Origin of the sequence: Nonomuraea phyllanthi (assembly GCF_006334985.2) — a bacterium.
Lineage (GTDB): Bacteria > Actinomycetota > Actinomycetes > Streptosporangiales > Streptosporangiaceae > Nonomuraea > Nonomuraea phyllanthi.
The window spans coordinates 264,607-287,021 of record NZ_VDLX02000009.1 but is presented as its reverse complement, the minus strand read 5'-3'; the positions used below and the strand labels follow the sequence as shown (position 1 = coordinate 287,021).

Below are 22,415 nucleotides of genomic sequence, written 5' to 3'. Positions count from 1 at the left end.
ACGGTGGACGGAAGCCTTTCTGGTCCGCGGTGGACGGGAGCCGTCCGGAGTTCGCCGGGAGCCGTGGGAGAAGCAGTGAGCCGCGTGATCCCCCTCGGTTTGCCCATGCCCCTGTACTGGACAAACACTTTGATCGCGCGGCCCACGACTTGCAGACATAACGTTATTTGTCGCACTTGCAACCGGGTTGCAGCTCCATTAACCGTTGACGTGATCGCCGGTCGGGTGGATGATCCCCGCGTGGTGCCTGGACCGGCGCTCGCCTGCCGAGCCCTCAGCTGCCGCGCGGGCGGGCGGGTGATCATCGAGGACCTCACCCTGGAGTTCGCCCCGGCCGAACGCGTGGCCCTCATGGGGCCGTCGGGGTCAGGCAAGACCACTCTCCTGACGACGCTGGCCGGGCTGCTCCCGCCCGCCAAGGGGCGGGTCCTGGTCGGGGGCGTGCCGCTGGACGAGCAGCCGGAGCTGCGTGCCGGGCTGGCGCTGGTCTTCCAGTCGTACGGCCTGCTGAGCCTGCTCACGGCGGCCGAGAACGTGGAGGTCGCGCTCCGCGCGGCCGGGCGGCCCCCGCGCGAGGCCGTGCGGCTGACGGCCGGGGCGCTGGAGCGGCTGCGGGTGGCCAGGTTCGCCGGTCATCTGGTGGAGGAGCTGTCCGGCGGGCAGCAGCAGCGGGTGGCGGTGGCCAGGGCGCTGGCGTTGCGGCCGCGGGTGCTGCTGGCCGACGAGCCGACGGCCGAGCAGGACGCCGGGCACCGGGCCGTCGTGCTGGACGAGCTGCTCGCGGTGACGGACGACGGCACCACGCTGGTGATCGCGACGCACGACCCCGAGGTGGCCGAGCGCTGCGACCGCGTGATCGAGCTCCGTACGGTCTCCCGGCACCGCTCGGAGAGCCGCCCATGAGCGTCGTCAGGTGCGACGGCATCGTGCAGATCTACAAGGCGCACGAGGTCGAGGTCGTGGCGCTGCGCGACGTGGACCTGGTGATCGACGAGGGCGAGACGGTCGCGTTGCTGGGCCCGTCAGGGGCGGGCAAGTCGACGCTGCTGTGGCTGCTGGCCGGGCTGCTGCGCCCGAGCGCGGGCCGGCTGTGGCTGAACGGCGCCGACATCGGGCGGCTCAGCCAGCGCAGCCTGGACCGGCTCAGAGCCGCTCAGATCGGCATGGTCCTGCAGAATCCCGCACGCAACCTCATCGGCTATCTCTCCGCCGCTCAGAACGTGACGTTCGCCCAGCGCGCGGTCAAGCGCGATCGGCGCCGCGCCGGGGACCTGCTGCGCCGCGTCGGCCTCCAGGACGCCGGTGACCGGCCGGCCGGGCGCATGTCGGGTGGCGAGCAGCAGCGGCTGGCCCTGGCCGTGGCGCTGGCCAACAAGCCGCGGCTGCTGCTGGCCGACGAGCCCACGAGCCAGCTCGACGAGAGGTCGGGCGCGTGGGTCGTGGACCTGATCAAGCGGGCCGCCGACGTCGACGGCACGACCGCCGTGGTGGTCACGCACGACATGTCCGTGAGCGAGGCGCTGGGCCGTACCGTGACGATCAGGGACGGCCGGGTCGGCGCGGAGGGCCGGCGCGGCGAGGACTTCGTGGTGGTCGGCAGGGAGGGAGCCGTGCAGGTGCCGCCCGAGTACCACCACCTGCTGCCGCCGGGGTCCATGGCCAGGATCGAGGAGCTCGAGGACGGCATCGCGCTCAGGCGGGCCGAGCCGTGATCCTGCGCGGCCTGTGGGAGCGCCGCACGCTGTCGCTGGTCGTCCTGATCATCGCGGTCGTGCCGATCGCGTCGGCGGCGGTGGGGCCGATCTACTCGGCCGCCGCCCGCACCACGATCGTCAGGGAGGCGGTGCGGACGGCGCCGCTGGAGGGCCGCGGCTGGCGCTACACGACGACGAGCGGCGGCATCCAGGCCAAGGTCGGCGCGTTCACCAGGGGCGCCGGCTTCACGAACCCGCCGATCTTCGGCATGGAGGCCACGAGCGGGAGGGCGGACGACAAGCGCGCGTTCTCGCTGGTCTGGCAGGACGGGCAGTGCGAGCACCTGACCCTGGCCGAGGGCCGCTGCCCGCGCGCGAGCATGGAGGTGATGGCGGGCCAGGCCTCCGGGTTCGCGCTCGGCCAGACGATCCACCTGAGCGCGGTGCGCAGGGCCGAGGTCGGCGACGCCGGGCGCGACCCGGCGCCGCTCAAGGTCGTCGGCATCTACCGGCCGGGCTCGCCGGCCGACCCGTTCTGGTTCGGCAGGACGCTGTTCGCCCCGCCCGGCCGGCCGGAGGGCGACAAGGCGGACGCGCTGTTCACGGTGCCGGAGACCCGGCTCGACACGTACATCGTCGCGGGCGCCGTCGACTTCACCGGCGCCCGGCAGCCGGAGGCCGGCTGGACCGACTACGGCATCGTCTTCATCGACACGGACCGCATCGAGGGCACCGACATCGACGTCCTGGCCGCCATGCAGGCCGCCGCCGAGAACGCGGGCTCGAACGAGGACACCATCGTCTTCTCCCGCGTCGCCGACGTGCTCCGGGTCGTGTCGGCCAACGCCGGCTCGCTCGGCGTCCCGACGCTCCTTGTGATCGCCCAGCTGGTCGGGCTCGGCTGGATGCTGCTCTTCCAGACCGTGGGCGACCTGGTCAGGGCGAGGGGCGCGGAGATCGCGCTGGCCAGGCTGCGGGGGCATGGACGGGCCAGGGTGTGGCGGTTCGCGCTGGCCGAGCCGCTGCTGCTGCTCGCCGTGGCCGTCCCGCTCGGGCTGTTGCTGGGGCGGGCCGCGGCGGGGACGATGATCGGCGCGCTGCTGCCCGCGGGCGTGCCCGTCCGCTTCCCCGTCGAGGCGGCGCCGGCGGGAGTCGCGGCCATGCTCGGCGGCGTGCTGGCCGCCGCGCCGGCGGCCTGGCGCACGGCCACGCGCCCGGTCACCGAGGAGTGGCGGCGCACCCCGCGCAGGTCGGCGCGGGGCTGGGTGCTCGATGCCGTGGTCCTGTCGATCACCGCGCTCGGCCTGGTGGAGCTGCTGGCGACCGGGGTGATCACGGACGTGTCCGGGCAGAGCTCGAGCGCGATGGCCGTGCCGGGGCTCGTCGCGCTGGGCGTGGCGCTGCTGGCGGGCCGGGCACTTCCGGTGCTGACCAGGCGGCTGTTCGGGCTGACCAGGCGGCACGGCGGGCTCGGCCCGTTCCTGGCGCTGCGGCAGGTCGCCAGGGGGCCGGTCACCGCGGGCAGCGTGGTGGTGCTGGGGGCGGCGTTCGGGCTGGCCACGTTCGCGGTGTCGGCGTGGAGCGCCACGTCGGGCGACTACGAGGAGACGGCCAGGTTCCACAACGGCGCGCCCACCGCGATCACGGTCAGGCCGGTGGAGCCGCGCAGGCTCATCGAGGCCGTGAACGCCGCCGACCCGGGCGGCAGGACCGCCGCGCCCGTCATCAAGGTGCCGGGACCGCCCGAGATGGTGGCCACCGACCCGGCGCGGCTGGCCGCCGTCGGCTACTGGCGGCCCGAGCTGGCCGGCGGGCGCACGCTGGCCGAGGCCGCCGCCGCGCTGCCCGGCCCCGCCACGCCGCGCGTGTGGTTGCGGGGCGACAGGTTCCGCCTCACGGCCGATCACGACCCGCTGCCGAAGGGGTGGTCGGTCCGGCTCTTCGCCACGCTGCGCGTCCCCGGGCAGCTGCGGCCGGTGCAGATCCCGCTCGGAGCGCTGACCGGCCGCTCCGGCACCCACGCCTGGAACCTGCCCCCCGGCTGCGCGGAAGCCGCCTGCGAGCTGCGGGCCGTCCGAGGGGAGACGACGCCGCCGCCGGAGGCCGAGGAGGACCTGTACGTGCGGGTCACCGTCACCGGGCTCGCCACCCGCGCGAACGGCCGCTGGCACGCCCTCGACCTGCCGTCGTGGCGGGTGGACGAGGACCCGGACGCCCGCGACGGCACCTTCGTGGTGACCGTGCCGGGCAACCAGACGCTGCGCCCCTACACCTACGAGCCGCGGCAGGCGGGCGTCGCGGTGGGCGCTCTCGGCGGGAAGGCCGTGCCGGGCCTGGACAACGCGTACGCAGGCCCCGTGCGCACCGTGCTGGCCTCGGCCGCCGGGCCCGGGCTGACCGGCGTGGGCGTGCTGGTGGATCTGGAGCAGGCCGACAGGATGGCCTACGGCGTCCACGACAAGGCCGTCTTCCAGGTGTGGACCAGGTCCGCCGACCCCGCCGCGCTGGAGCGGGCGCTGGAGGAGCAGGGGCTGAGCGTGGTGTCGCGGCGCACCTCGGCCGGGCTGGCCGCCTCGTTCGCCGGTCAGGGGCCGGGGCTGGCGCTGATGTTACTGCTGGTGTCGGCGCTGGCCGCCGCCGCGCTGGCGCTCGGGCGTACCGTGCTCGCGCTCTTCACGGCGGCGAGGAGGCGCACGTACGAGCTGGCCGCCCTGGAGGCGTCGGGCGCCCGCGTGGCGGCGCTGCGGGTGGCGCTTCTGCTGGAACAGGTGATCACGGTCGCCACCGGCACCCTGGCGGGCCTGGTGGCCGGGCTGGTGGCGGCCCGGGCGGCGCTGGGACGGATCCCGCAGTTCGCCGAGCCCCCGGTCACGCCGCCGCTGCCGCACGAGGTCGCGCTCGCGCCCGTCGCGGCCGTCGTCGGCGCCGCCCTGCTGGTCAGCCTGCTGGCCGCGGTGCTGGTCTCGGAGGCCCTGCTGCGCGGCATCCGCGTCGAACGCCTCCGCGACGCGCCCGCCTAGCCGCGCCCGCCCGGCTACGCTCGACCGACCGCGTCCGCCCGGCCCGCCCGCCTCGTCTAGCCGCCCGCCGGCTGCCTGTCCAGCTCGGCCATGTACGCCTTGGCCAGGGTGAGCGCCCCGTCCATGGCCTCCTTCTCGGGCATCAGCTTGACCTTGGGCGAGTTGGTCGCCTCCTTCTCCGGCCGCTGGTGCCCGGAGTAGTCGACCTGGACGACGACCGCGCCCTTGCGGACCAGCACCGTGCCGGAGGACGCCGAGACGTCGCTGTGCCGGTTCTTGACGAACACCTGGTACGCCTGGTCGCCCAGCTCCTTGAGGTCGGTGACCTTGCTCCAGGAGATGCCGCCGATGGACGACTCGGACATGTTCTTGTCGCCGCCGCGCTCGCTGGCGTAGTAGCTCCTGGCCGCGGTCTCGTCGGCGCCGCCCGCCCGGTTCGTGAACCGGTGCACGGTGATCAGCGCGCTGCGGATCTTCTTGTTCTCCGCGCCCTCGCCCGGCAGGTCGAGGTTGAGCCAGCGGCACTCGGTCTGGACGTCGGCGCCGACCTGGGCGCCGCGCGCCCGCGTGGTGGGCTCGGGCACGAGCCGCGTGGCCACCTCGCCGACCGCCTCGCAGTCGGCGGGGAAGGCGGCGAGGACCGTCGGCGAGGGCGTCGGGCGGGCGCTCGGCGAGACGGTGGCGGACGCCGAGGGCGACGGCGCCGCCTTGGCCAGCACGCCGGGGTGCTGCGACTGCCAGGTCCGCACGCCCTCGGCGAAGTGCTTGACCAGGCCGCTGACCTCGCGGATCGCGTTGTCCTCCGTGATCGACTGCACGGTCTGGTTGGACAGGATCTCCGCGTCCTTGCGCTGCTGCCCCGCCTGGAACTTGACCTTGATCGTCATGTCGCCGACCCGGGCGTGGGCCTCGCCGTAGGAGTACCACAGCAGGTTGCCGTCGCGGCGCCAGGTGTACTGTGCGAACGCGCCGTCGCCGACGCCCTCGATGTCCTTGACCGGGGAGACGTACTCCTTCTCGTCGGGTTCGAGCGAGGGCTTGGCGGTCTCGCCGAACTTGCCGCCGCGGTAGTCGACCTCGTACGAGTTCTGGGCCATGGCCCGGCCGGTCTTGGCGCCGTCGCCCTTGTGCTGCTCGATCCGTACGTCGATCTCCCGCTTGCGCCAGAACTCGCCGAACGAGATGCGTTGGTTGTTCCAGTTGCAGGTGAAGGAGACGGTGTAGTCGCCGTCCCTGGACGACTCCGAGACGGTCGCGTCGGGCACCAGCCGCTCGGCCTCCTCCTTGGGCAGCATCGCGCACACGTCGGGACCCGCCGCCTCGGTGGGCGCGGTCCGCGAGGCCCGCGTGGCCGTGGCCACGGGCGGCGCGCCACCGCCGCCGGAGAGCCTGTCGACGACGAGGTACGCGCCCACCCCGCCCACGGCGACCAGCACGACGACGGCGGCGGCGATGGTGGGCAGCAGCCAGGGCGGCCGCGGCGGGCGCGGGACCGGCGGCATCGGGGGCATGGGGTGCATGGGGGGCAGCGTGGGCGGCTGGGTCGGCGGCTCGAACCTGCCACCGGGCACGTGGTGGTGAGGGGTGGTGGGGCGCTCCCACTCGTTGCCGGGATTCACTGGGACTCCTGGGGTTGCCCTGACTTGCGGTGGAACATGCTAGTCACACCCCTTGCAGGGTGCTTGCAGCGCGTTCGTCGCGGCAGGCTCATCCGGAAAGGCCGGCCGCGACGAGGCGGGCGGCGGCGACGGCCGGGCCCTTGTCCGCCGCGGCCGAGACCGGCACGTCCTCACGATGCCACACCACCTCGGCGAGCACGTTGCTCGTGCGGAGAAGGATCGTGCTGTCGGACGATCCCTCAGAGGTGGTGCCGATGTAGAGCCTGAAGGTGTTCTGCAGGATGGCCGCCTCGCCCACGCCCTTGACGTCGCTGACGCCGCCGCGGATGTCGCGCATCTCCGAGCCCTTCGCGGCGGCGCGGCTCGTCTTCTCGCTGGCGAAGCGGCGCTGCGCCACCTGCGGGCCGCCGAGGTCGCCGTCGGGACGCTCGGCCCAGGCGCGGACGATGAGCCGGCGGCCGATCGTCGAGCCCTGGCGGACGAGCCACTGGCACTCGCCCGGCCTGGTGCTGGTGCGCACCGGCTGGGCTTTCGTGATCTCGGCGGCCTGCGCTTCGGTGATCAGGGTGCAGGGGTCGGGCGCCTCGGTGAACCTGCCCGTCTCGGGCTCGACGGCCAGGGCGCCCGCGGCGTACCAGCCGCCCGCGCCCAGCGCGACCGCCCCGGCCAGCACCGCGGCCACCGGCCACCACCGGCGCCGGCGGGCCGGGGCGGGGCCGGCCAGGCCGCTCAGCGCCTGGCGGATCTGCGGCGCGGTGGGGCGGGCCGCCGGGTCCTTGGCGAGCATCGCCATGAGCAGTCCGCCGAGCTCGCGGCCCGCCCTGACCGGGAAGGGCGGCTCGTGCAGCAGCACCGCCGCCGCCACCGCGGCGGGCAGCTCGCGCTCGAACGGCGCCCGCCCCTCCACCGCGGTGTAGAGGCTGGCGCCGAGCGACCACAGGTCGGACGCCGGGCTGGAAGGCTCCTCGTTGAGCCGCTCGGGGGCCATGTAGCCGGGCGAGCCGGCGCTGCCGAACCGGTCGCCCTGCCCGCCCATCGGCGTCGCGATGCCGAAGTCGGTGAGGCAGGCGGAGCCGTCGTGGTCGAGCAGGATGTTGGCGGGCTTGACGTCCTGGTGGACCATGCCGTGGGCGTGGGCCACCTCCAGCGCCGACAGCACGCGCAGCCCGATCGCCGCCACGAGGGCGGGCGGCCGCGGCCCCTGCTCCTTGATCACCCGGTCGAGCGAGCGGCCGGTGACGAGGTCCATGATGATCCAGGGCCGGCCGCCCTCCAGGACGACGTCGTGCACCAGCACGATCGCCGGGTCGCGCAGCCGCCCCGCCGACCTGGCCTCGTGGATGGCCATGTCGGCGAACTCGGCCCGCTGGTGCGGGCTCAGCCCCTCGGGCACGCGCACCTGCTTGACCGCGACCTGGCGGTCGAGGATCTCGTCGATCGCCCGCCAGACCGTGCCCGCGCCGCCCTGCCCGAGCCGCTCGATCAAACGGTAGCGGCCTGCCAGGAGGTAGAGGTCATCCGGCATGGCGCAACGCCTGTTCGCTCGCCTGGGCCGCTCTCAGCGCCGCCTGCCGGATCTCCTCGTCGGTCGGCGACGCGCCCAGCGCGGTGTATTCGACCTCCACCACCAGGTTGGCCAGGCGGTAGAAGACGTGGGCGGAGTGGACCCGGCCCGTGGGGCCCTTCAGCTCGTAGCCGAACGCCTCCTCGCCGACGCCGGTGACCTGGTGGAGCGGCGTGCGCTCGGCCTTCTGCGACTTCTTCACGCCGATCTCCGGCCAGGTCCAGTCGAGGCTGTCGTACCGGCCCCAGTAGCGCCTCTGGCTCTGGAAGAGCGCGCGGGCCGAGGCCGTGGTCATCGACCACGGGTCGACGGTGTCGGAGTCCTTCTGCACCTGCACGCCCACCCCGGTGCCCGCGACCGGCCAGCCGCACTTGGGGCCCACCTGGTCGGCGCTAGGCCGCCCCTTGGGCGGATCCTGCGTGTGCAGCAGCCTTCCCACCTCCTGAGAGCTGATCAGCGTGCACACGTCCCTCGGAACGGTGTACGCCGTGGGCGCGGCGTCGGGCCGGTCGCGCAGGAGGAGGAAGGCGGTGGTGCCGCCCGCGCCGAGCACGACCGCCGCCGCGGCCGCGATCCACAGGGCGGCCGGGCCGCGCCTCCTGACCTGGCGCGGCACCGTGGCGACCTGGTTGACCGGCAGCGGCGACGCCGTCCCGCCCGCGGCCACCTGCCTGAGCGCCTGCACGACCGCGCCCGGGTCGGGCCGGGCACCCGGGTGGTGCGCCATCATGGCGGCCAGCAGCGGACCGAGCGGCCCCTGGGCGACGGGCACGGGCCCCGTCATCGTGGCCCGCACCCGCTGGGCGGCCGACCCCTCGTAGGCGGGCGTGCCCGTCAGCGCGACGTAGAGCGTGGCGCCGAGCGACCACAGGTCGCTGGCCGGGCCGCCGGGCTCGCCCGCCAGCCGCTCGGGCGCGATGAACCCCGGCGAGCCGATCATCAGGCCCTGCTCGGTGAGCGTGGCCTGGCCCTCCTGCCTGGCGATGCCGAAGTCGGTCAGCACCACCCGGCCGCTCTCGGTCAGGAACACGTTGCCCGGCTTGACGTCGCGGTGCTGCAGCCCCTGCGCGTGGGCCACCATCAGCGCCTCGAGGACGTCGGCGCCGACCCGCGCGGCGTAGTCGGCCGGCATGGGCCCGAACTCGCGCACGGTGTCACCGAGCGTGCGGCCCCGCAGCAGCTCCATGACCAGCCAGGGGCGGTCCTGCTCGACGACGACGTCGTGCAGCGCCACGATGCCGGGATGGCGCAGCCGGGCGGTGGCCTGCGCCTCGCGCACGGCCCGCTTCACCGAGGCGGCGCGCTCCTTGGGCGACATGCCCTCGGGCAGGGTGAGCTCCTTGACCGCGACCTCGCGGTCGAGCATCTCGTCCCTGGCCAGCCAGACCTTGCCCATGCCGCCCGCGCCGAGAGGGCGCAGCAGGGCGTAGCGGCCGGCGAGACTTCCCGAGGACATAAAGGGAAGGGTAACTAAGGATCAAGAGGGATGGTTATTCGTTCCTGTCGGTCTTCCTCTCTATGGTCTTGGTTCGTGGACGCGGTTCAAGGCACTCTCGACGAGCTCGGCACTCCGCTGAGCGACGTCACGTTCGTCGTGTTCGACCTCGAGACGACCGGCGGCGCCCCGTCCGACGACGCCATCACCGAGATCGGCGCGGTGAAGGTCAGGGCGGGCGAGGTGCTGGGCGAGTTCTCCACGCTGGTCGATCCCGGGGGGCCGATCCCGCCGTTCATCTCCGTGCTGACCGGCATCACCGACGCCATGGTCGTGGCCGCGCCGCGGATCGAGGCGGTCCTGCCGAGCTTCCTGGAGTTCATCCGCGGCGCCACTCTGGTGGCGCACAACGCCGGTTTCGACACCCGTTTCGTCAAGGCGGCCTGCGCCGCCCACGGCTATCCCCCACCGGCCAACCCGGTGGTCGACACCGTCGACCTGGCCCGCCGCGTGCTGACCCGCGACGAGACCCCCAACGCCAAGCTCTCGACGCTGGCCAGGTTCTTCCGCAGCGCCACCGAGCCGTGCCACCGCGCCCTGGCGGACGCCAGGGCCACGGTCGACGTGCTCCACGGCCTGATCGAGCGGGCCGGCTCGTTCCAGGTGCACACGCTGGAGGAGCTCAAGTCGTTCGTCCGCGCGCCCACGCCCGAGCAGCAGCGCAAGCGCCACCTGGCCGACTCCGTCCCGCACGCCCCGGGGGTCTACTTCTTCGAGGACGAGCGCGGCGAGGTCCTCTACATCGGCAAGAGCACCAACCTGCGCAACCGGGTGCGCTCCTACTTCACGGCCGGCGAGACCCGGCCGCGCATCCGCGAGATGATCGGCATCGCCGAGCGGGTGCGCCACATCGTCTGCTCGACCGCCCTGGAGGCGGAGGTCAGGGAGCTGCGCCTGATCGGCGGCGCCAAGCCCCGCTACAACCGCCGCTCCCGCTTCCCCGAGAAGGTGGTCTGGCTCAAGCTCACCACCGAGGCGTTCCCGCGCCTGTCGATCGTCCGCGACCTCAAGGACGACGGGGCCACCTACCTCGGCCCGTTCACCAGCGCCCGCCTGGCCGACGAGGCCCGCATCGCGCTCCACGAGGCGGTCCCGCTGCGCCAGTGCACCCAGCCGGTCACGCTGCGCACCCGGCGGGCGGCCTGCGTGCTGCACGAGATGGGCCGCTGCGGCGCTCCCTGCGAGGGCAGGGAGAGCCCGGAGGAGTACGCGCTGCACGTGGAGAGCGCGCGCCGGGCCATGACGCTCGACGCCTCGCCGGTCTTCACCGCCGTCTCGGCCCGCATGGAGCGGCTGTCGGTGGAGCAGCGCTACGAGGAGGCGTCGATCGACCGCGACCGGCTGGCGTCCTTCGTCCGCACGGCGGCCCGCATGCAGCGGCTGAGCGCCATCACCCGCATCCCGCAGCTGGTGGCCGCCAGCCCGGCCTTCGGCGGTGGCTGGGACATCCACGTCATCCGGTACGGGCGGCTCGCGGCGGCCGGCGTCATGCCGAAAGGCGCCCACCCGACCCCTTTCGTGGCCTCCCTCACGGCCACCGCCGAGGCCGTCATCCCCGGCCCCGGCCCCGTCCACGCCGCCAGCGCCGAGGAGACCGAGTGCATCCTGCGCTGGCTGGAGTCACCCGGGGTGCGGCTGGTGGAGGTCGACGGCGAGTGGAGCCTGCCGGCCCACGGGGCCGCCCGCCACAAGGCCCGCATCGACCTCGCCTACCAGCGCTTCGATCAACGCCGTGATCGGGAGGGGCGACCTTTGAGGTGAAACGCTAGAGTTGATGCATGGTCACGGCTATCGTCCACATCAATGCAGAGGTAGACCGGATCCCGGAGGTCGCCCAGACGATCGCCGAGATCAAGGGGGTCAGCGAGGTCTACTCCATCACCGGCGAATACGACCTGCTGGCGATGGTGCGGGTGGCCGCCTACGAGGAGATCGCCGAGGTCGTGCCGGGGCGCATCAACAAGGTGTCCGGAGTCCTCCACACGGAGACCCACATCGCCTTCCGCGCCTACTCCAAGCACGACCTGGACGCCGCCTTCTCCATCGGCTTCCCGGAATCCGACTGACCCCGCGAAAAACCGCCCCGCCTCCCACACCCCCTCCGCCACCCCGCCGAGCCACACGGCCCGCACCGGGCGGCCGCCCCTGGGCCCGACGCGGCGCATCTCGCGCCCGGCAGCCGACGGTGGCGCATTTCACACCCGGCTCACGACGTCACCCGACTCGCGGCGACTCCTGCCTCATGGCGACGCCCGGCTCATCGCCGCGCCCGGCTCATCGCGGCGCCCCGGCTCATGAAGGCGCATATCGACCGGTGATCCGTCATCGACCGGTGATCCGCGGGGTGGCCATACCCATCTGGCCGCACGGCCGACGCGCACTTCAGCGAGCCGCCGGCCCACGCCTGAGGCCGCACCACAGTCCCGCCCGACCACGGTCATGGCCAAGAAGGCGCTCCGTAACGGCGAGCGACCCGTGAGCCTTCACGACCGGCCATGACGGACGGCGACCGTCTACGGCGCGTGCGGGCAACCACGGCGCAGCCGTAAAGGATAAAAAGACGCGGGCCCGAGAAAAAGATCCCAGGCCCGCGCCAGAAGAGACTCAGTGAGTCAGGCTCCGATCGTCGGAGCGCTCGAGGGCGGCCTGATCATCACCATGACCATGACCATGACCGTCGTCGAGCTGGATCTTCTCGCCGCCGTACGCCTTGGACATGCGGGCGCGCAGCCGGCCGACCGGCCCGCGCATGCCCTTCGGCGGGATGCCCGTCGGGTCCTCGGCCACCGGCAGCATGGCCACCGGCTCCTTGCCGCGCACGTGGGCCTCGATGTCCTCCGCAGGCGGCGTGTGGACCTCGATGAACTCGCCGTGCGGCAGCCGCTTGATGACGCCCGACTCCACGCCGTGCGAGATGACCGCCGCGTCGGAGCGCTGCAGGCCGAGGCACATGCGGTAGGTGATCAGGTACGCCAGCGCCGGAGCCAGGAAGATCAGCACCCGGCCTGCGTAGGTCGTCACGTTGAGGCTGATGTGGAAGTTCGCCGAGATCTCGTCGTTGGCGCCGAGCAGCCAGAGCACGCCGTAGAACGTGATGGCCGACATGCCGATCGAGGTGCGGTGCGGGTTGTTGCGCGGCCGGTCCGCGATGTGGTGCTCGCGGTTGTCGCCCGTCACCCAGCGTTCGAGGAACGGATAGAGCGCCAGGCCCGTCATGATGATGCCCATCGGCACCAGTGCCGGGATGATGACGCTCAGCGGCAGCGTGCCGGCATGGGAGGTGCCGAAGAGGTTGATCTCCCACGGCACCATGATGCGCAGCGCGCCTTCGAGGAAGCCCATGTAGAAGTCGGGCTGCGAGCCGGCGGACACGTCGGCGGGCGTGTAGGGGCCGAACAGCCAGATCGGGTTGATCTGGGTGAACGTCGCCAGGCCCGCCACCGTGGCCAGCGTGAACAGGAAGTACGCGCCGGCCTTGGCCATGAAGGCCGGGTAGAACGGCGCGCCCACCACGTTCTTGTTGTCGCGGCCCTTGCCAGGCATCTGCGTGTGCTTCTGCACCCACATGAGCACCATGTGGGCCGAGATGAGCGCCAGCAGGATGCCCGGGATGAGCAGGATGTGCAGCGAGTAGAACCGGGAGATGACATCCTCGCCCGGATATTCCCCGCCGAACAGGAAGAACGTGATGTACGTGCCGACCAGCGGCAGCGAGATCGCCACGCCCTCGGTGATACGCAGACCGGCGCCGGACAGCAGGTCGTCGGGGAGGGAGTAGCCGGTCAGGCCCTCGGCCAGCGCCAGCGTCAGCAGCAGCACGCCGATGATCCAGTTGATCTCGCGCGGCTTGCGGTAGGCGCCGGTGAAGAACACCCGCAGCATGTGGACCGTCATGCCGGCCACGAACAGCAGGGCCGACCAGTGGTGCATCTGCCGGATGAGCAGGCCGCCCCGGACGTCGAAGCTGATCTCCAGCGACGACGCGTACGCCTCGGACATCATCACGCCGTGGAGCGGCGCGTACGAGCCGTCGTAGGCGACCTCCATCATGCTCGGCTTGAACCAGAACGTCAGGAACGTACCGGTCAGCAGCAGGATGACGAACGAGTAGAGGGCGATCTCGCCCAGCAGGAACGACCAGTGGTCGGGGAAGATCTTGCGCAGGTTGCGCTTGAGGAAGTTCGCGCCACCGAGGCGGTCGTCAAGGAACGTCGACGGCCCGGCGACGGCGTTGGGCACGGTCCGCAGGTCGCTCATGCCTGGCCTCCCTTCTGCCTGGCCTCGGCCTCGGCGTCACCGCGCTCCCAGTAGCTGGGACCGACCGGCACCTCGAAGTCTCCCTTGGCGATGAGGTAGCCCTCGGCGTCGACGGTGATGGGCAGCTGGGGCAGCGGCCTGGCCGCCGGGCCGAAGATGACCTTCGCGCCGTCGGCCGCGTCGAACGTCGACTGGTGGCAGGGGCAGAGGATGTGGTGGGTGGTCTGCTCGTAGAGGGCGGCGGGGCAGCCCACGTGGGTGCAGATCTTGGAGTACGCCACGATGCCGTCGTGCGTCCAGTTCTGCCGGACGCCGCTCTTGAGCTCCTCCGGCCGGAACTTGATCAGGATCAGCGTGGCCTTGGCGAGGGCGTTGAGGTCGTGCTCGTAGCCCTCGGGGACGACCGACAGGATGCCGCCGGGCGAGTTGAAGTCGGCCGCCCTGATCGGCTGGCCGGTGCCCTCGACGACGAGCCTGAGCGGCTTGCCCTCCTTGGTCTTCTCACCCCAGACCGTGTGGCGCAGCATCTGGTTGAACTTCGCACCGGGCATCCGGCTGTTGTCGAGGTCGCGCAGCAGCACCAGCGGCACCAGGCCGAGGGGCGCGGCGGCCAGCAGCAGGGTGCGGCGCAGCAGCTTGCGCTTGACGAAGCCGCTCTCGTTGGCCCCCGCGACGAAGGTGTCGGCGACGACCTCGCGGTCCTCCTCCTCCGACGCCATCGCGTGGCGCTCCTGGACCAGCGTGTACTTCGGCATGATCTGGCGCACCCAGATCACGATGCCGGCCGCCAGCCCCAGGATGGCCACCGTCAGCGACAGGCCCAGCGCGAAGTTGGACACTCCGGTCGCCTCGGGGCTGCCGACCTGGAAGACCACGTAGGAGATGATGAAGGCGATGGCCGCGATGAAGGTGATCGTGAAGCAGAGCGCCACGATCTTCTCCGCCCTGCGGGCCTTGGTCTCGTCGGGAAGCACGACGCCGGGGACTTCCTTCTCGACCTCGGCCGCTTCCGCGGTGCCGAGCATCGAGGTGCCCGGCGCGGGGGTGCCGATGACGCGCTTGGGCACGCGCTCATCGGCCTGCTCGATCTCGTGCTCGTTGTCAGTCATGACTTCTGTCGCTTCTTCGCGGTGATCCAGATGGCTGCGAGTGCCAGGACGCTGAGGCCCACGACCCACGCTACGAGACCTTCGGTGACCGGGCCAATGCGCCCGAGGCCGAAACCTCCCGGGTCCTTCTGCTCACGGACCTGCGTGATGTAGGCGATCATGCTGCGCTTCTCTTCGGGCGTGATCGTCGTGTCGTTGAAGACCGGCATCGCCTGCGGCCCGGTGACCATCGCCTCGTAGATCTGCGTCGGGGTGGCCGAGTTGAGGTTGGGTGCGTACTTGCCCTGCGTGAGAGCGCCGCCCGCGCCGGCCCAGTTGTGGCACTGGATGCAGTTGGCGCGGAAGAGCTCGCCGCCCTTTCCGGCGTCGCCGAGCTTGGGGTCGACGTACTCCTGGCCGGGGACCTGCGGGCCGCCCCCGAGGGACTGCACGTAGGCGGCGATCTGCCTGATCTTCGTCTCGTCGACCCACGGAGCCTGGGGCTTGCGCGGAGCCTGCGGGCCGGGGTTGGCGGCAGGCATGCGGCCGGTGCTCATCTGGAAGTCGACGGCCGCGGCGCCGACGCCGACGAGCGTGGGCGCCGTCGTGGTGCCCTGGGCGTTCATCCCGTGGCAGCTGGAGCAGTGCTGGACGAAGAGGCTCTTGCCCTCGGCCACGTCGTCGACCTTGCCGGCCGCCAGCGCGGCGTCGGCAGGCTTACCCGCCTGGAAGAAGGCGGCGTATACCATCCCGACCAGCGCCAACGCCAAAATCAGGACGGCATATCTCGCGAGGGGATGCCGCCGCCAAGCGGTGATCCTAGTCACAGAGATCCCGTTCCTTAACGAATGATGTAGATGGTCGCGAAAAGACCGATCCAGACGACGTCGACGAAGTGCCAGTAGTAGGACACGACGATCGCGCTGGTGGCCTGCTCATGCGTGAAGCGCTTCGCGGCGTACGTGCGTCCCAGCATGAACAGGAACGCGAATAGGCCACCGGTCACGTGCAGGCCGTGGAAGCCCGTCGTCAGGTAGAACACCGAAGTGTAGGCGTTGGCGGACAGGGTCGCGCCCTCTGACGCCAGCTCCATGTACTCGTACAGCTGACCGGCCACGAAGATCGCGCCCATGATGAAGCTGACGATGTACCAGAAGCGGAGCCTGCCGACCTGCCCCTTCTCAGCGGCCCACACGCCGAGCTGGCACGTCACACTCGACAGCACCAGAATGATCGTGTTGGCCGTCGCGAACGGGATGTTCAGGTGAGCGCCCTCGGCGACCTCGAGGCCCGCCTTGTGCAGAGGGGGAGCCCACTCGAAGCCGTTGCCCTCGCTCACCGACCGGATGGTGAAGTACATCGCGAACAGCGCCGCGAAGAACATGAGCTCGGAGGACAGCCAGACGATCGTCCCGACACTGACCAGGTTCGGTCTGCGGTACGTCTGTGCTGTCGTCGAAGTTATTGCGGATGCTGTCGCCACGGGCAGCATTATTGCGGCTCCGTTGGTCGGTCCGGCGCACGACCCCCCGTTAGCAGGTACAAACCGGGAACCAACCTGGGATATTCGCCCCAAAACCCCCAGTCAGGCATGGTGGCCTGGGAATGCACGCCGGGGCACCGGTACGATCCGAGGTGACCATACAGCTACAAGTGATAGTGAGCGCGACAGTGACGTCCACTGGGAGCACCGGCGACACGATGAGGGTCCTCGTCTACAGCGACGACGCCGCCACCAGGGCTGAGGTGATCCAGGCCATCGGCAGGCGCCCCGCGGCCGACGTACCCCTCGTGGAGATCGTGGAGTGCGCCACCGAGCCCAAGGTCCACCAGTGGCTGGGCTCCGGCGAGATCGACGTGGCCGTTCTCGACGGCGAGACGCAGCCCGCGGGCGGCATGGGCGTCTCCCGCCAGGCCAAGGACGAGGTCTACGACTGCCCGCCCATCTGCCTGATCATCGCCAGGCGCGACGACCGCTGGCTGGCCGCGTGGTCCAAGGCCGACGCCGTCGTGCCGCAGCCGCTGGAGCCCATGGTGCTGGCCGACACCGTGGCCGACCTGATGCGCCGCCGCTCCGCCACCCGACTCAACGCTAAGTAGGTGCCCATGGACTCCCGGACGACCTGGCCCACGCTGCTGTCCGCTCTCCTGGCCGGAGAGCACCTGACCTCTGACGAGTCGGCCTGGGCGATGCGGGAGATCATGTCCGGCGCCGCGACGCCGTCCCAGATCGCCGGTTTCGTGATCGCGCTGCGCGCCAAGGGCGAGACGGTGGCCGAGGTGGTGGGCCTGGCCCGCACCATGCTGGAGCTGGCCACGCCGCTGAGCGTGGAGGGCCCGGTGGTCGACATCGTCGGCACGGGAGGCGACCGCGCCCACACCGTCAACGTCTCGACGATGGCCGCCATCGTGGCCGCCGCCGCGGGCGCCCGCGTCGTCAAGCACGGCAACCGCGCGGCCTCGTCCTCGTGCGGCGCCGCCGACGTCCTGGAGCACCTGGGCATCAGGCTCGACCTCACGCCCGAGCAGACCGCGCGGGTGGCGCGCGAGGCGGGCATCGCGTTCTGCTTCGCCCCCGTCTACCACCCCGCGCTGCGCCACGCCGGGCCGACGCGCAAGGAGATCGGGGTGCCCACGATCTTCAACTTCCTGGGCCCGCTCACCAACCCCGCCCGCCCGTCCGCCCAGGCCATCGGGGTCTACGACGCCGGCATGCTGCCGGTGCTCGCGGGCGTGTTCGCCGAGCGCGGCGTGACCGCGCTGGTCTTCCGCGGCGACGACGGCCTCGACGAGCTCACCATCGCCGGCACCTCGACCGTCTGGGTCGTCCGCGACGGCACGGCCACGCAGACCACGTTCGACCCGGCGGTGCTCGGCATCCCGCGCGCCGGCGTGGGCGCGCTGCGGGGCGGCGACGTGGCGTTCAACGCGCAGGCCGTGCACGACCTGGTGCAGGGCAAGACCGGCCCGGTGCGCGACGCGGTGCTGCTCAACGCCGCGGCGGCACTGGTCGCCCTCAACGGGCCCGGCGACGACCTCGACGCGGCCATGACCGAGGGCTACGAGCGCGCCGCCCAGGCGATCGACTCCGGCGCCGCGGCCGCCACTCTCGACCGCTGGGTCCAAGCCAGCAACCCCGCTTAAATCCCATTTTTTACGGCTTCGCGGGGTTACCCGCACGCGCCGCCGACGGTTGCCGTCCGTCATGGCCGGTCGTGAAGGCTCACGGGCCGGTCGCCGTTACGAGCGCGCCCTCGGCCACGAGCATGGTCGAGCCCGCGGGGTGGGTCCCCGCGGGCTCTGATTGTTCCCTGATTGTTACTACAACACGATGGTGGGGCCTGCCTTCAGGACGCTCCACTTCAGCCACTGCTTCCAGTTCTCCTGCCAGTGGCCCCAGCCGTTCGTGGGTTCCAGCTTGCGGGGGGAGCCCGTGATGATGATCGGGTCCCCTATCAGCGTGTTCTTGAGGAACCAGATCGCGTTCGCCGGGCTGATGTTGACGCAGCCGTGGCTGACGTTCGAGTTGCCCTGCGAGCCGACCGACCACGGCGCGCTGTGCACGTACTCCCCGCTGTTGGAGATGCGGACGGTGTTGTAGACGGTCATCGAGTAGTAGCCGGCCTGGCCGGGTCCGATGCCGGGCGAGGTCATGATGGTGACGGGCTCGCGCGACATCGCCAGGTGGATGCCCGAGGTCGTGTAGTACTTCCACGCCCCGCCCTGCCCCGCGCTCATCGGCATCGTGCGGATCCGCTTGCCGTCGCGCCGGACGACCAGGACGTGCTCGTTGGTGCTGCCCTTGGTGATCTGCTCGCGGCCGATCTTGAAGTCGAGCCGCACGTCGCGCTTGCCGTACAGGCCGGGTCCGCCGCGCACGCCGGCCAGCTTGGCCTCGACGCGCACCTTCGTGTGCGCCGGCCAGTACTTCTGCGGCCGGAAGTCCACGTGGGTGTCGTCGAACCAGTGCCAGGCGCCCTCGACGGGCTTGGAGCTGCGGACGGTGAGGTTGCGCTCGACCGCCACCCGGTCGGCGACGGGCTTGTCGAAGGTGATCATGATGGGCATGCCGACGCCGACCGTCAGCCCCGTGTCGTCCTTGTTCGGGGTGATCGTCTTGATGTCGAACGTCTTGTCGCCCTTGACCGTCGAGAACGTGCTCGTGGTCTGGCTCTGTTTGCCCGCGCTGTCCACGGAGACGGCCTTGACGGTGTAGTTCGTTCCGGGCCTGGCGGTGGCGGTGCTGCGCCAACGGGTGCCGTCGGCGCTGAGCACGCCCTTGAGCGGCCCCGAGCCGCCACCGTCCACCTGGACGCTCTTGAGCGTGCCTGTGCGGGCAGCGACGACCACGGGGCGGTCCGTGGGTACATTCGCCGTCTTGTCCCGCGGAGAGAACGTCACAGAGGGCTCCTGGGCCTTTCCGGCCATGGCCACTCCGTCGGGTTTCGAGCCCGTGCCGCCCGCCGAGCACGCTGAGAGCAGCGCCAAGGCCAGCAACGCGGCTGATCGATTCGCTACGCGCCCCACGAATGACTCCCTCGTCCACGATAGAACCGCTTCTGTCTCCTTTATTACCCTGAGTGATCGATTAAGCACATCCGCGTACTGGCAAGGAACACCAAAAAGCGGACGTCCCCCACAAGGAGGACGTCCGCTCAGGCAAAGGGCGATCAGATCAGTGCGAGAAGTTGCCCCGGTAGTACTGGAACACGAACCCGATCATGGCCATGATGACCATGAAGATCCCGATCAGGAACATCCAGAAGCCGATGACGAACCCGGCGAAGGCGAACGCCGCCGCCAGGCACAGGAACAGCGGCCACCAGCTGCTCGGGCTGAAGAAGCCGATCTCGCCCGCGCCGTCGCTGATGTCGGCCTGCTTGTTGTCCTCCGGCTGCGCGCCGATGCGCCGCGCGGTGAACATCAGGTAGTAGCCCACCATGAACGCGAACCCGACCGAGATGGCCAGGGCGGTGGTGCCGACCGGCTCGCCGTGGCCCGTGGCCGCCTTGGTCCAGAACCAGTAGCCGACGTCCACGCCGGCGAAGAACAGGCCGCACGCGAGGAACAGCCAACCCTGGACTCTCATCAGGCCTCAACCTCCTGCGCCGCCGGCTTGGCGGACACGTGCGGGTAGTGCAGGTCGAAAGCGGGACGCTCGGACCGGATGCGCGGCATCGAGGTGAAGTTGTGCCGCGGCGGCGGGCAGGAGGTCGCCCATTCGAGCGAGCCACCGTAGCCCCACGGGTCGTCGACCGTCACCTTGGGCGCGCTGCGCCAGGTCTTCCAGACGTTGTAGAGGAACGGGAGCATCGAGGCACCCAGGATGAACGCGCCCACCGAGGAGATCATGTTGAGGTCGGTGAAGCCGTCGGCCGCGCTGTAGTCGGCGTAGCGGCGCGGGAAGCCCACCATGCCGAGCCAGTGCTGCACCAGGAACGTCGTGTGGAAGCCGATGAACAGCAGCCAGAAGTGCACCTTGCCGAGCTTGTCGTCGAGCATCCTGCCGGTGAACTTGGGCCACCAGAAGTAGAAGCCCGCGAACATGGCGAATACGACCGTGCCGAAGACCACGTAGTGGAAGTGGGCGACCACGAAGTACGTGTCGCTGATGTGGAAGTCGAGCGGCGGCGAGGCCAGGATGACGCCCGTCAGGCCGCCCAGCAGGAACGTGATGAGGAAGCCGATCGAGAACAGCATCGGCGACTCGAACGACAGATGCCCTCGCCACATCGTGCCGACCCAGTTGAAGAACTTCACGCCCGTCGGCACCGCGATGAGGAACGTCATGAACGAGAAGAACGGCAACAGCACCTGTCCGGTCGGGAACATGTGGTGCGCCCAGACCGTGACGGACAGGCCGGCGATCGAGATCGTCGCGGCCACGAGGCTGATGTAGCCGAAGATCGGCTTACGGCTGAAGACCGGCAGGACCTCGGTCACGATGCCGAAGAACGGCAGCGCGATGATGTAGACCTCGGGATGGCCGAAGAACCAGAACAGGTGCTGCCACAGCATCGCCCCGCCGTTCTCCGTGCTGAAGATGTGGGTGCCGAGCTTGCGGTCGGCCTCCAGGGCGAGCAGCGCGGCGGCCAGCACGGGGAAGGCCATCAGGACGAGCATGCTGGTCAGCAGCACGTTCCAGGTGAAGATCGGCATGCGGAACATGGTCATGCCGGGCGCGCGCATGCAGATGATCGTGGTGATGAAGTTGACCGAGCCGAGGATCGTGCCCAGGCCCGACAGGGCCAGACCCATGATCCACAGGTCGCTGCCGATGCCCGGCGAGTTGATCGCGTTGGACAGCGGCGTGTAGGCGAACCAGCCGAACGAGGCCGCGCCGCCCGGGGTGAAGAAGCCCGACACGGCGATGATGCTGCCGAACAGGTAGAGCCAGTAGCTGACCATGTTGAGGCGCGGGAACGCCACGTCGGGGGCGCCGATCTGCAGCGGCATCAGCTCGTTGGCGAAGCCGGCGAACAACGGCGTCGCGAACATCAGCAGCATGATCGTGCCGTGCATGGTGAACAGCTGGTTGAACTGCTCGTTGCTGGTGAACTGCATGCCGGGCTGCGCCAGCTCGGCCCGCATGACCAGCGCCATCACGCCGCCGATCAGGAAGAAGACGAACGACGTGATCAGATAGAGGTGCCCGATGATCTTGTGGTCGGTGGACGACATCCACCTGGCGATCACCTGGCCCTTGGTGACGGGCCTGCCCGGCGCGCGGAGGGGTTCTTGAATGGCGGTCACTGGGCACTCCCAGCCTGGTGTGAAGCGATGTACTGGTTCCACTCGTTCGGCTCGACGAGCTTCACCGAGAAGAGCATGCGGCTGTGGTCGACGCCGCACAGCTCGGCGCAGCGGCCGGCGAAGACACCCGTGCGGCCGAGCGTCGTGATCTGGAACTGGTTGCCCGGGTCGTCCGGCTTGATGCCGGGGATGACGTCCCGCTTGAACAGGAACTCCGGCACCCAGAAGGAGTGGATGACGTCGTCGCTCGACAGGTTGAACTGGACCTTCGTGTTCGTCGGCAGGACCAGCTGGGGACCCTCGTGGAAGTCGTGCACGGGCACGCCGGCGACCGGCTGCAGCTCCTTGCCGTTGACGGTCGTGGTGAAGCGCCAGCTCCACTGGAACGCCTCGACCTTGACCTGCACGGGCGCGTCGCCGTCGACGCGGGTCAGCGTCTGGCTGTCACGGGCGGTGAAGAAGAAGAACACCGACACCATGACCAGCGGGATCAAGGTGTAGAGCATCTCGATCGGCAGGTTGTAACGCACCTGCGGCGGCAGGTCCGCCTTGGCCCTGCGCTTGCGATGGAAGATGGACGCCCACACGATCAGAATGATGACGACGGCGCCCGTGGCGAGTGCGGCGATCCAGGCCCCGTTCCACAGGGTCTGGACCACGTCACCCTCCTGGGTGACATGGTCGGGAAGAAGGCCCTGAGACCACTTGGCCTCGGGGACGTCATTAGCACACGCCGTAGCAGTGGCCAGCAGCAACGCCAAAGCGGCGGCGCGCGGCCCTCTGCGCCGGGCCAACGAACGCCGCGTCGTACGGCGAGTCGGACTCACGGATCGCCTACCCCACAGATGAAGCCCAAGAGTCTTTCCCTTGGGCGCTCGTATTTCCAGATGCACAGCTGATTGCAGACACATTAGCGTGCAGGTGC

18 protein-coding genes are annotated in these 22,415 nt (G+C 70.7%); 7 read left to right on the top strand and 11 right to left on the bottom strand.

Annotated elements, in window-relative coordinates; all coding sequences use genetic code 11:
- The first annotated feature begins 240 nt into the window (after positions 1-240).
- From FH608_RS25145 to FH608_RS25135, 3 genes are read left to right on the top strand one after another with little or no spacing between them, the layout of a single operon-like run.
- Positions 241-903 (top strand): ATP-binding cassette domain-containing protein, encoded by a 663-nt coding sequence (locus FH608_RS25145; protein WP_226899862.1) that lies wholly within the window; start codon positions 241-243, stop codon positions 901-903.
- Entirely contained in the window at positions 900-1,712 is an 813-nt protein-coding gene (locus FH608_RS25140) for an ABC transporter ATP-binding protein (protein ID WP_139633048.1), read from the top strand. The genes FH608_RS25145 and FH608_RS25140 overlap by 4 nt, the downstream gene beginning before the upstream one ends.
- Positions 1,709-4,714: an FtsX-like permease family protein gene (locus tag FH608_RS25135; RefSeq protein ID WP_139633047.1), complete on the top strand. Its 3,006-nt coding sequence runs from the start codon at positions 1,709-1,711 to the stop codon at positions 4,712-4,714. The genes FH608_RS25140 and FH608_RS25135 overlap by 4 nt, the downstream gene beginning before the upstream one ends.
- Before the next feature lie 56 nt (positions 4,715-4,770).
- Here FH608_RS25135 and FH608_RS25130 read toward each other — a convergent pair whose 3' ends face one another.
- The 3 genes from FH608_RS25130 to FH608_RS25120 all read right to left on the bottom strand — a co-directional run bounded on the left by FH608_RS25130 (position 4,771) and on the right by FH608_RS25120 (position 9,353).
- On the bottom strand, positions 4,771-6,333 hold the full coding sequence (locus FH608_RS25130) for a hypothetical protein (RefSeq protein ID WP_139633046.1): 1,563 nt from the start codon (positions 6,331-6,333) through the stop codon (positions 4,771-4,773).
- Between the two features lie 88 nt (positions 6,334-6,421).
- Entirely contained in the window at positions 6,422-7,858 is a 1,437-nt protein-coding gene (locus tag FH608_RS25125; protein ID WP_139633045.1) for a serine/threonine-protein kinase, read from the bottom strand.
- Positions 7,848-9,353: a serine/threonine-protein kinase gene (locus tag FH608_RS25120; protein ID WP_139633044.1), complete on the bottom strand. Its 1,506-nt coding sequence runs from the start codon at positions 9,351-9,353 to the stop codon at positions 7,848-7,850. Before FH608_RS25120 ends, FH608_RS25125 begins: the two co-directional genes overlap by 11 nt.
- 75 nt (positions 9,354-9,428) lie before the next feature.
- Between FH608_RS25120 and FH608_RS25115 the strand changes: the two genes are divergently transcribed.
- Positions 9,429-11,153 (top strand): DEDD exonuclease domain-containing protein, encoded by a 1,725-nt coding sequence (locus FH608_RS25115; RefSeq protein ID WP_139633043.1) that lies wholly within the window; start codon positions 9,429-9,431, stop codon positions 11,151-11,153.
- A gap of 17 nt (positions 11,154-11,170) precedes the next feature.
- Positions 11,171-11,458, top strand: coding sequence for an Lrp/AsnC family transcriptional regulator (locus FH608_RS25110; protein WP_139633042.1), 288 nt, complete (start codon positions 11,171-11,173; stop codon positions 11,456-11,458).
- 538 nt (positions 11,459-11,996) lie between these two features.
- Here the strand turns inward: FH608_RS25110 and qcrB are convergent.
- The 4 genes from qcrB to ctaE form a co-directional block, all read right to left on the bottom strand.
- A complete protein-coding gene (qcrB, locus tag FH608_RS25105) occupies positions 11,997-13,649 on the bottom strand; it encodes a cytochrome bc1 complex cytochrome b subunit (RefSeq protein ID WP_139633041.1) in 1,653 nt (550 codons plus the stop codon).
- Complete coding sequence (gene qcrA, locus FH608_RS25100; RefSeq protein ID WP_139633040.1) at positions 13,646-14,758, bottom strand: cytochrome bc1 complex Rieske iron-sulfur subunit; 1,113 nt, start codon at positions 14,756-14,758, stop codon at positions 13,646-13,648. Before qcrA ends, qcrB begins: the two co-directional genes overlap by 4 nt.
- Positions 14,755-15,486: a cytochrome bc1 complex diheme cytochrome c subunit gene (qcrC, locus tag FH608_RS25095; protein ID WP_449867008.1), complete on the bottom strand. Its 732-nt coding sequence runs from the start codon at positions 15,484-15,486 to the stop codon at positions 14,755-14,757. Before qcrC ends, qcrA begins: the two co-directional genes overlap by 4 nt.
- Before the next feature lie 92 nt (positions 15,487-15,578).
- The gene (gene ctaE / locus FH608_RS25090) at positions 15,579-16,229 is read right to left on the bottom strand and encodes an aa3-type cytochrome oxidase subunit III (protein WP_139633038.1); all 651 of its coding nucleotides are present in this window, start codon (positions 16,227-16,229) and stop codon (positions 15,579-15,581) included.
- 209 nt (positions 16,230-16,438) lie between these two features.
- Between ctaE and FH608_RS25085 the strand changes: the two genes are divergently transcribed.
- Positions 16,439-16,837, top strand: coding sequence for a hypothetical protein (locus FH608_RS25085; RefSeq protein WP_139633177.1), 399 nt, complete (start codon positions 16,439-16,441; stop codon positions 16,835-16,837).
- 6 nt (positions 16,838-16,843) lie between these two features.
- Positions 16,844-17,881 carry an anthranilate phosphoribosyltransferase gene (gene trpD / locus FH608_RS25080; protein ID WP_139633037.1) on the top strand — a complete coding sequence of 346 codons (1,038 nt, stop codon included), beginning with the start codon at positions 16,844-16,846 and terminating at the stop codon, positions 17,879-17,881.
- A 177-nt stretch (positions 17,882-18,058) separates the two neighbouring features.
- On the opposite strand, the gene FH608_RS25075 is transcribed toward trpD, so the two are convergent.
- The 4 genes from FH608_RS25075 to ctaC form a co-directional block, all read right to left on the bottom strand.
- Positions 18,059-19,138 (bottom strand): L,D-transpeptidase, encoded by a 1,080-nt coding sequence (locus tag FH608_RS25075; protein ID WP_226899861.1) that lies wholly within the window; start codon positions 19,136-19,138, stop codon positions 18,059-18,061.
- A gap of 274 nt (positions 19,139-19,412) precedes the next feature.
- Positions 19,413-19,826 carry a cytochrome c oxidase subunit 4 gene (locus FH608_RS25070; protein WP_139633035.1) on the bottom strand — a complete coding sequence of 138 codons (414 nt, stop codon included), beginning with the start codon at positions 19,824-19,826 and terminating at the stop codon, positions 19,413-19,415.
- Entirely contained in the window at positions 19,826-21,490 is a 1,665-nt protein-coding gene (ctaD, locus tag FH608_RS25065) for an aa3-type cytochrome oxidase subunit I (protein ID WP_139633034.1), read from the bottom strand. The genes FH608_RS25070 and ctaD overlap by 1 nt, the downstream gene beginning before the upstream one ends.
- Positions 21,487-22,317, bottom strand: coding sequence for an aa3-type cytochrome oxidase subunit II (gene ctaC / locus FH608_RS25060; protein ID WP_139633033.1), 831 nt, complete (start codon positions 22,315-22,317; stop codon positions 21,487-21,489). The genes ctaD and ctaC overlap by 4 nt, the downstream gene beginning before the upstream one ends.
- Positions 22,318-22,415 lie beyond the last annotated feature (98 nt).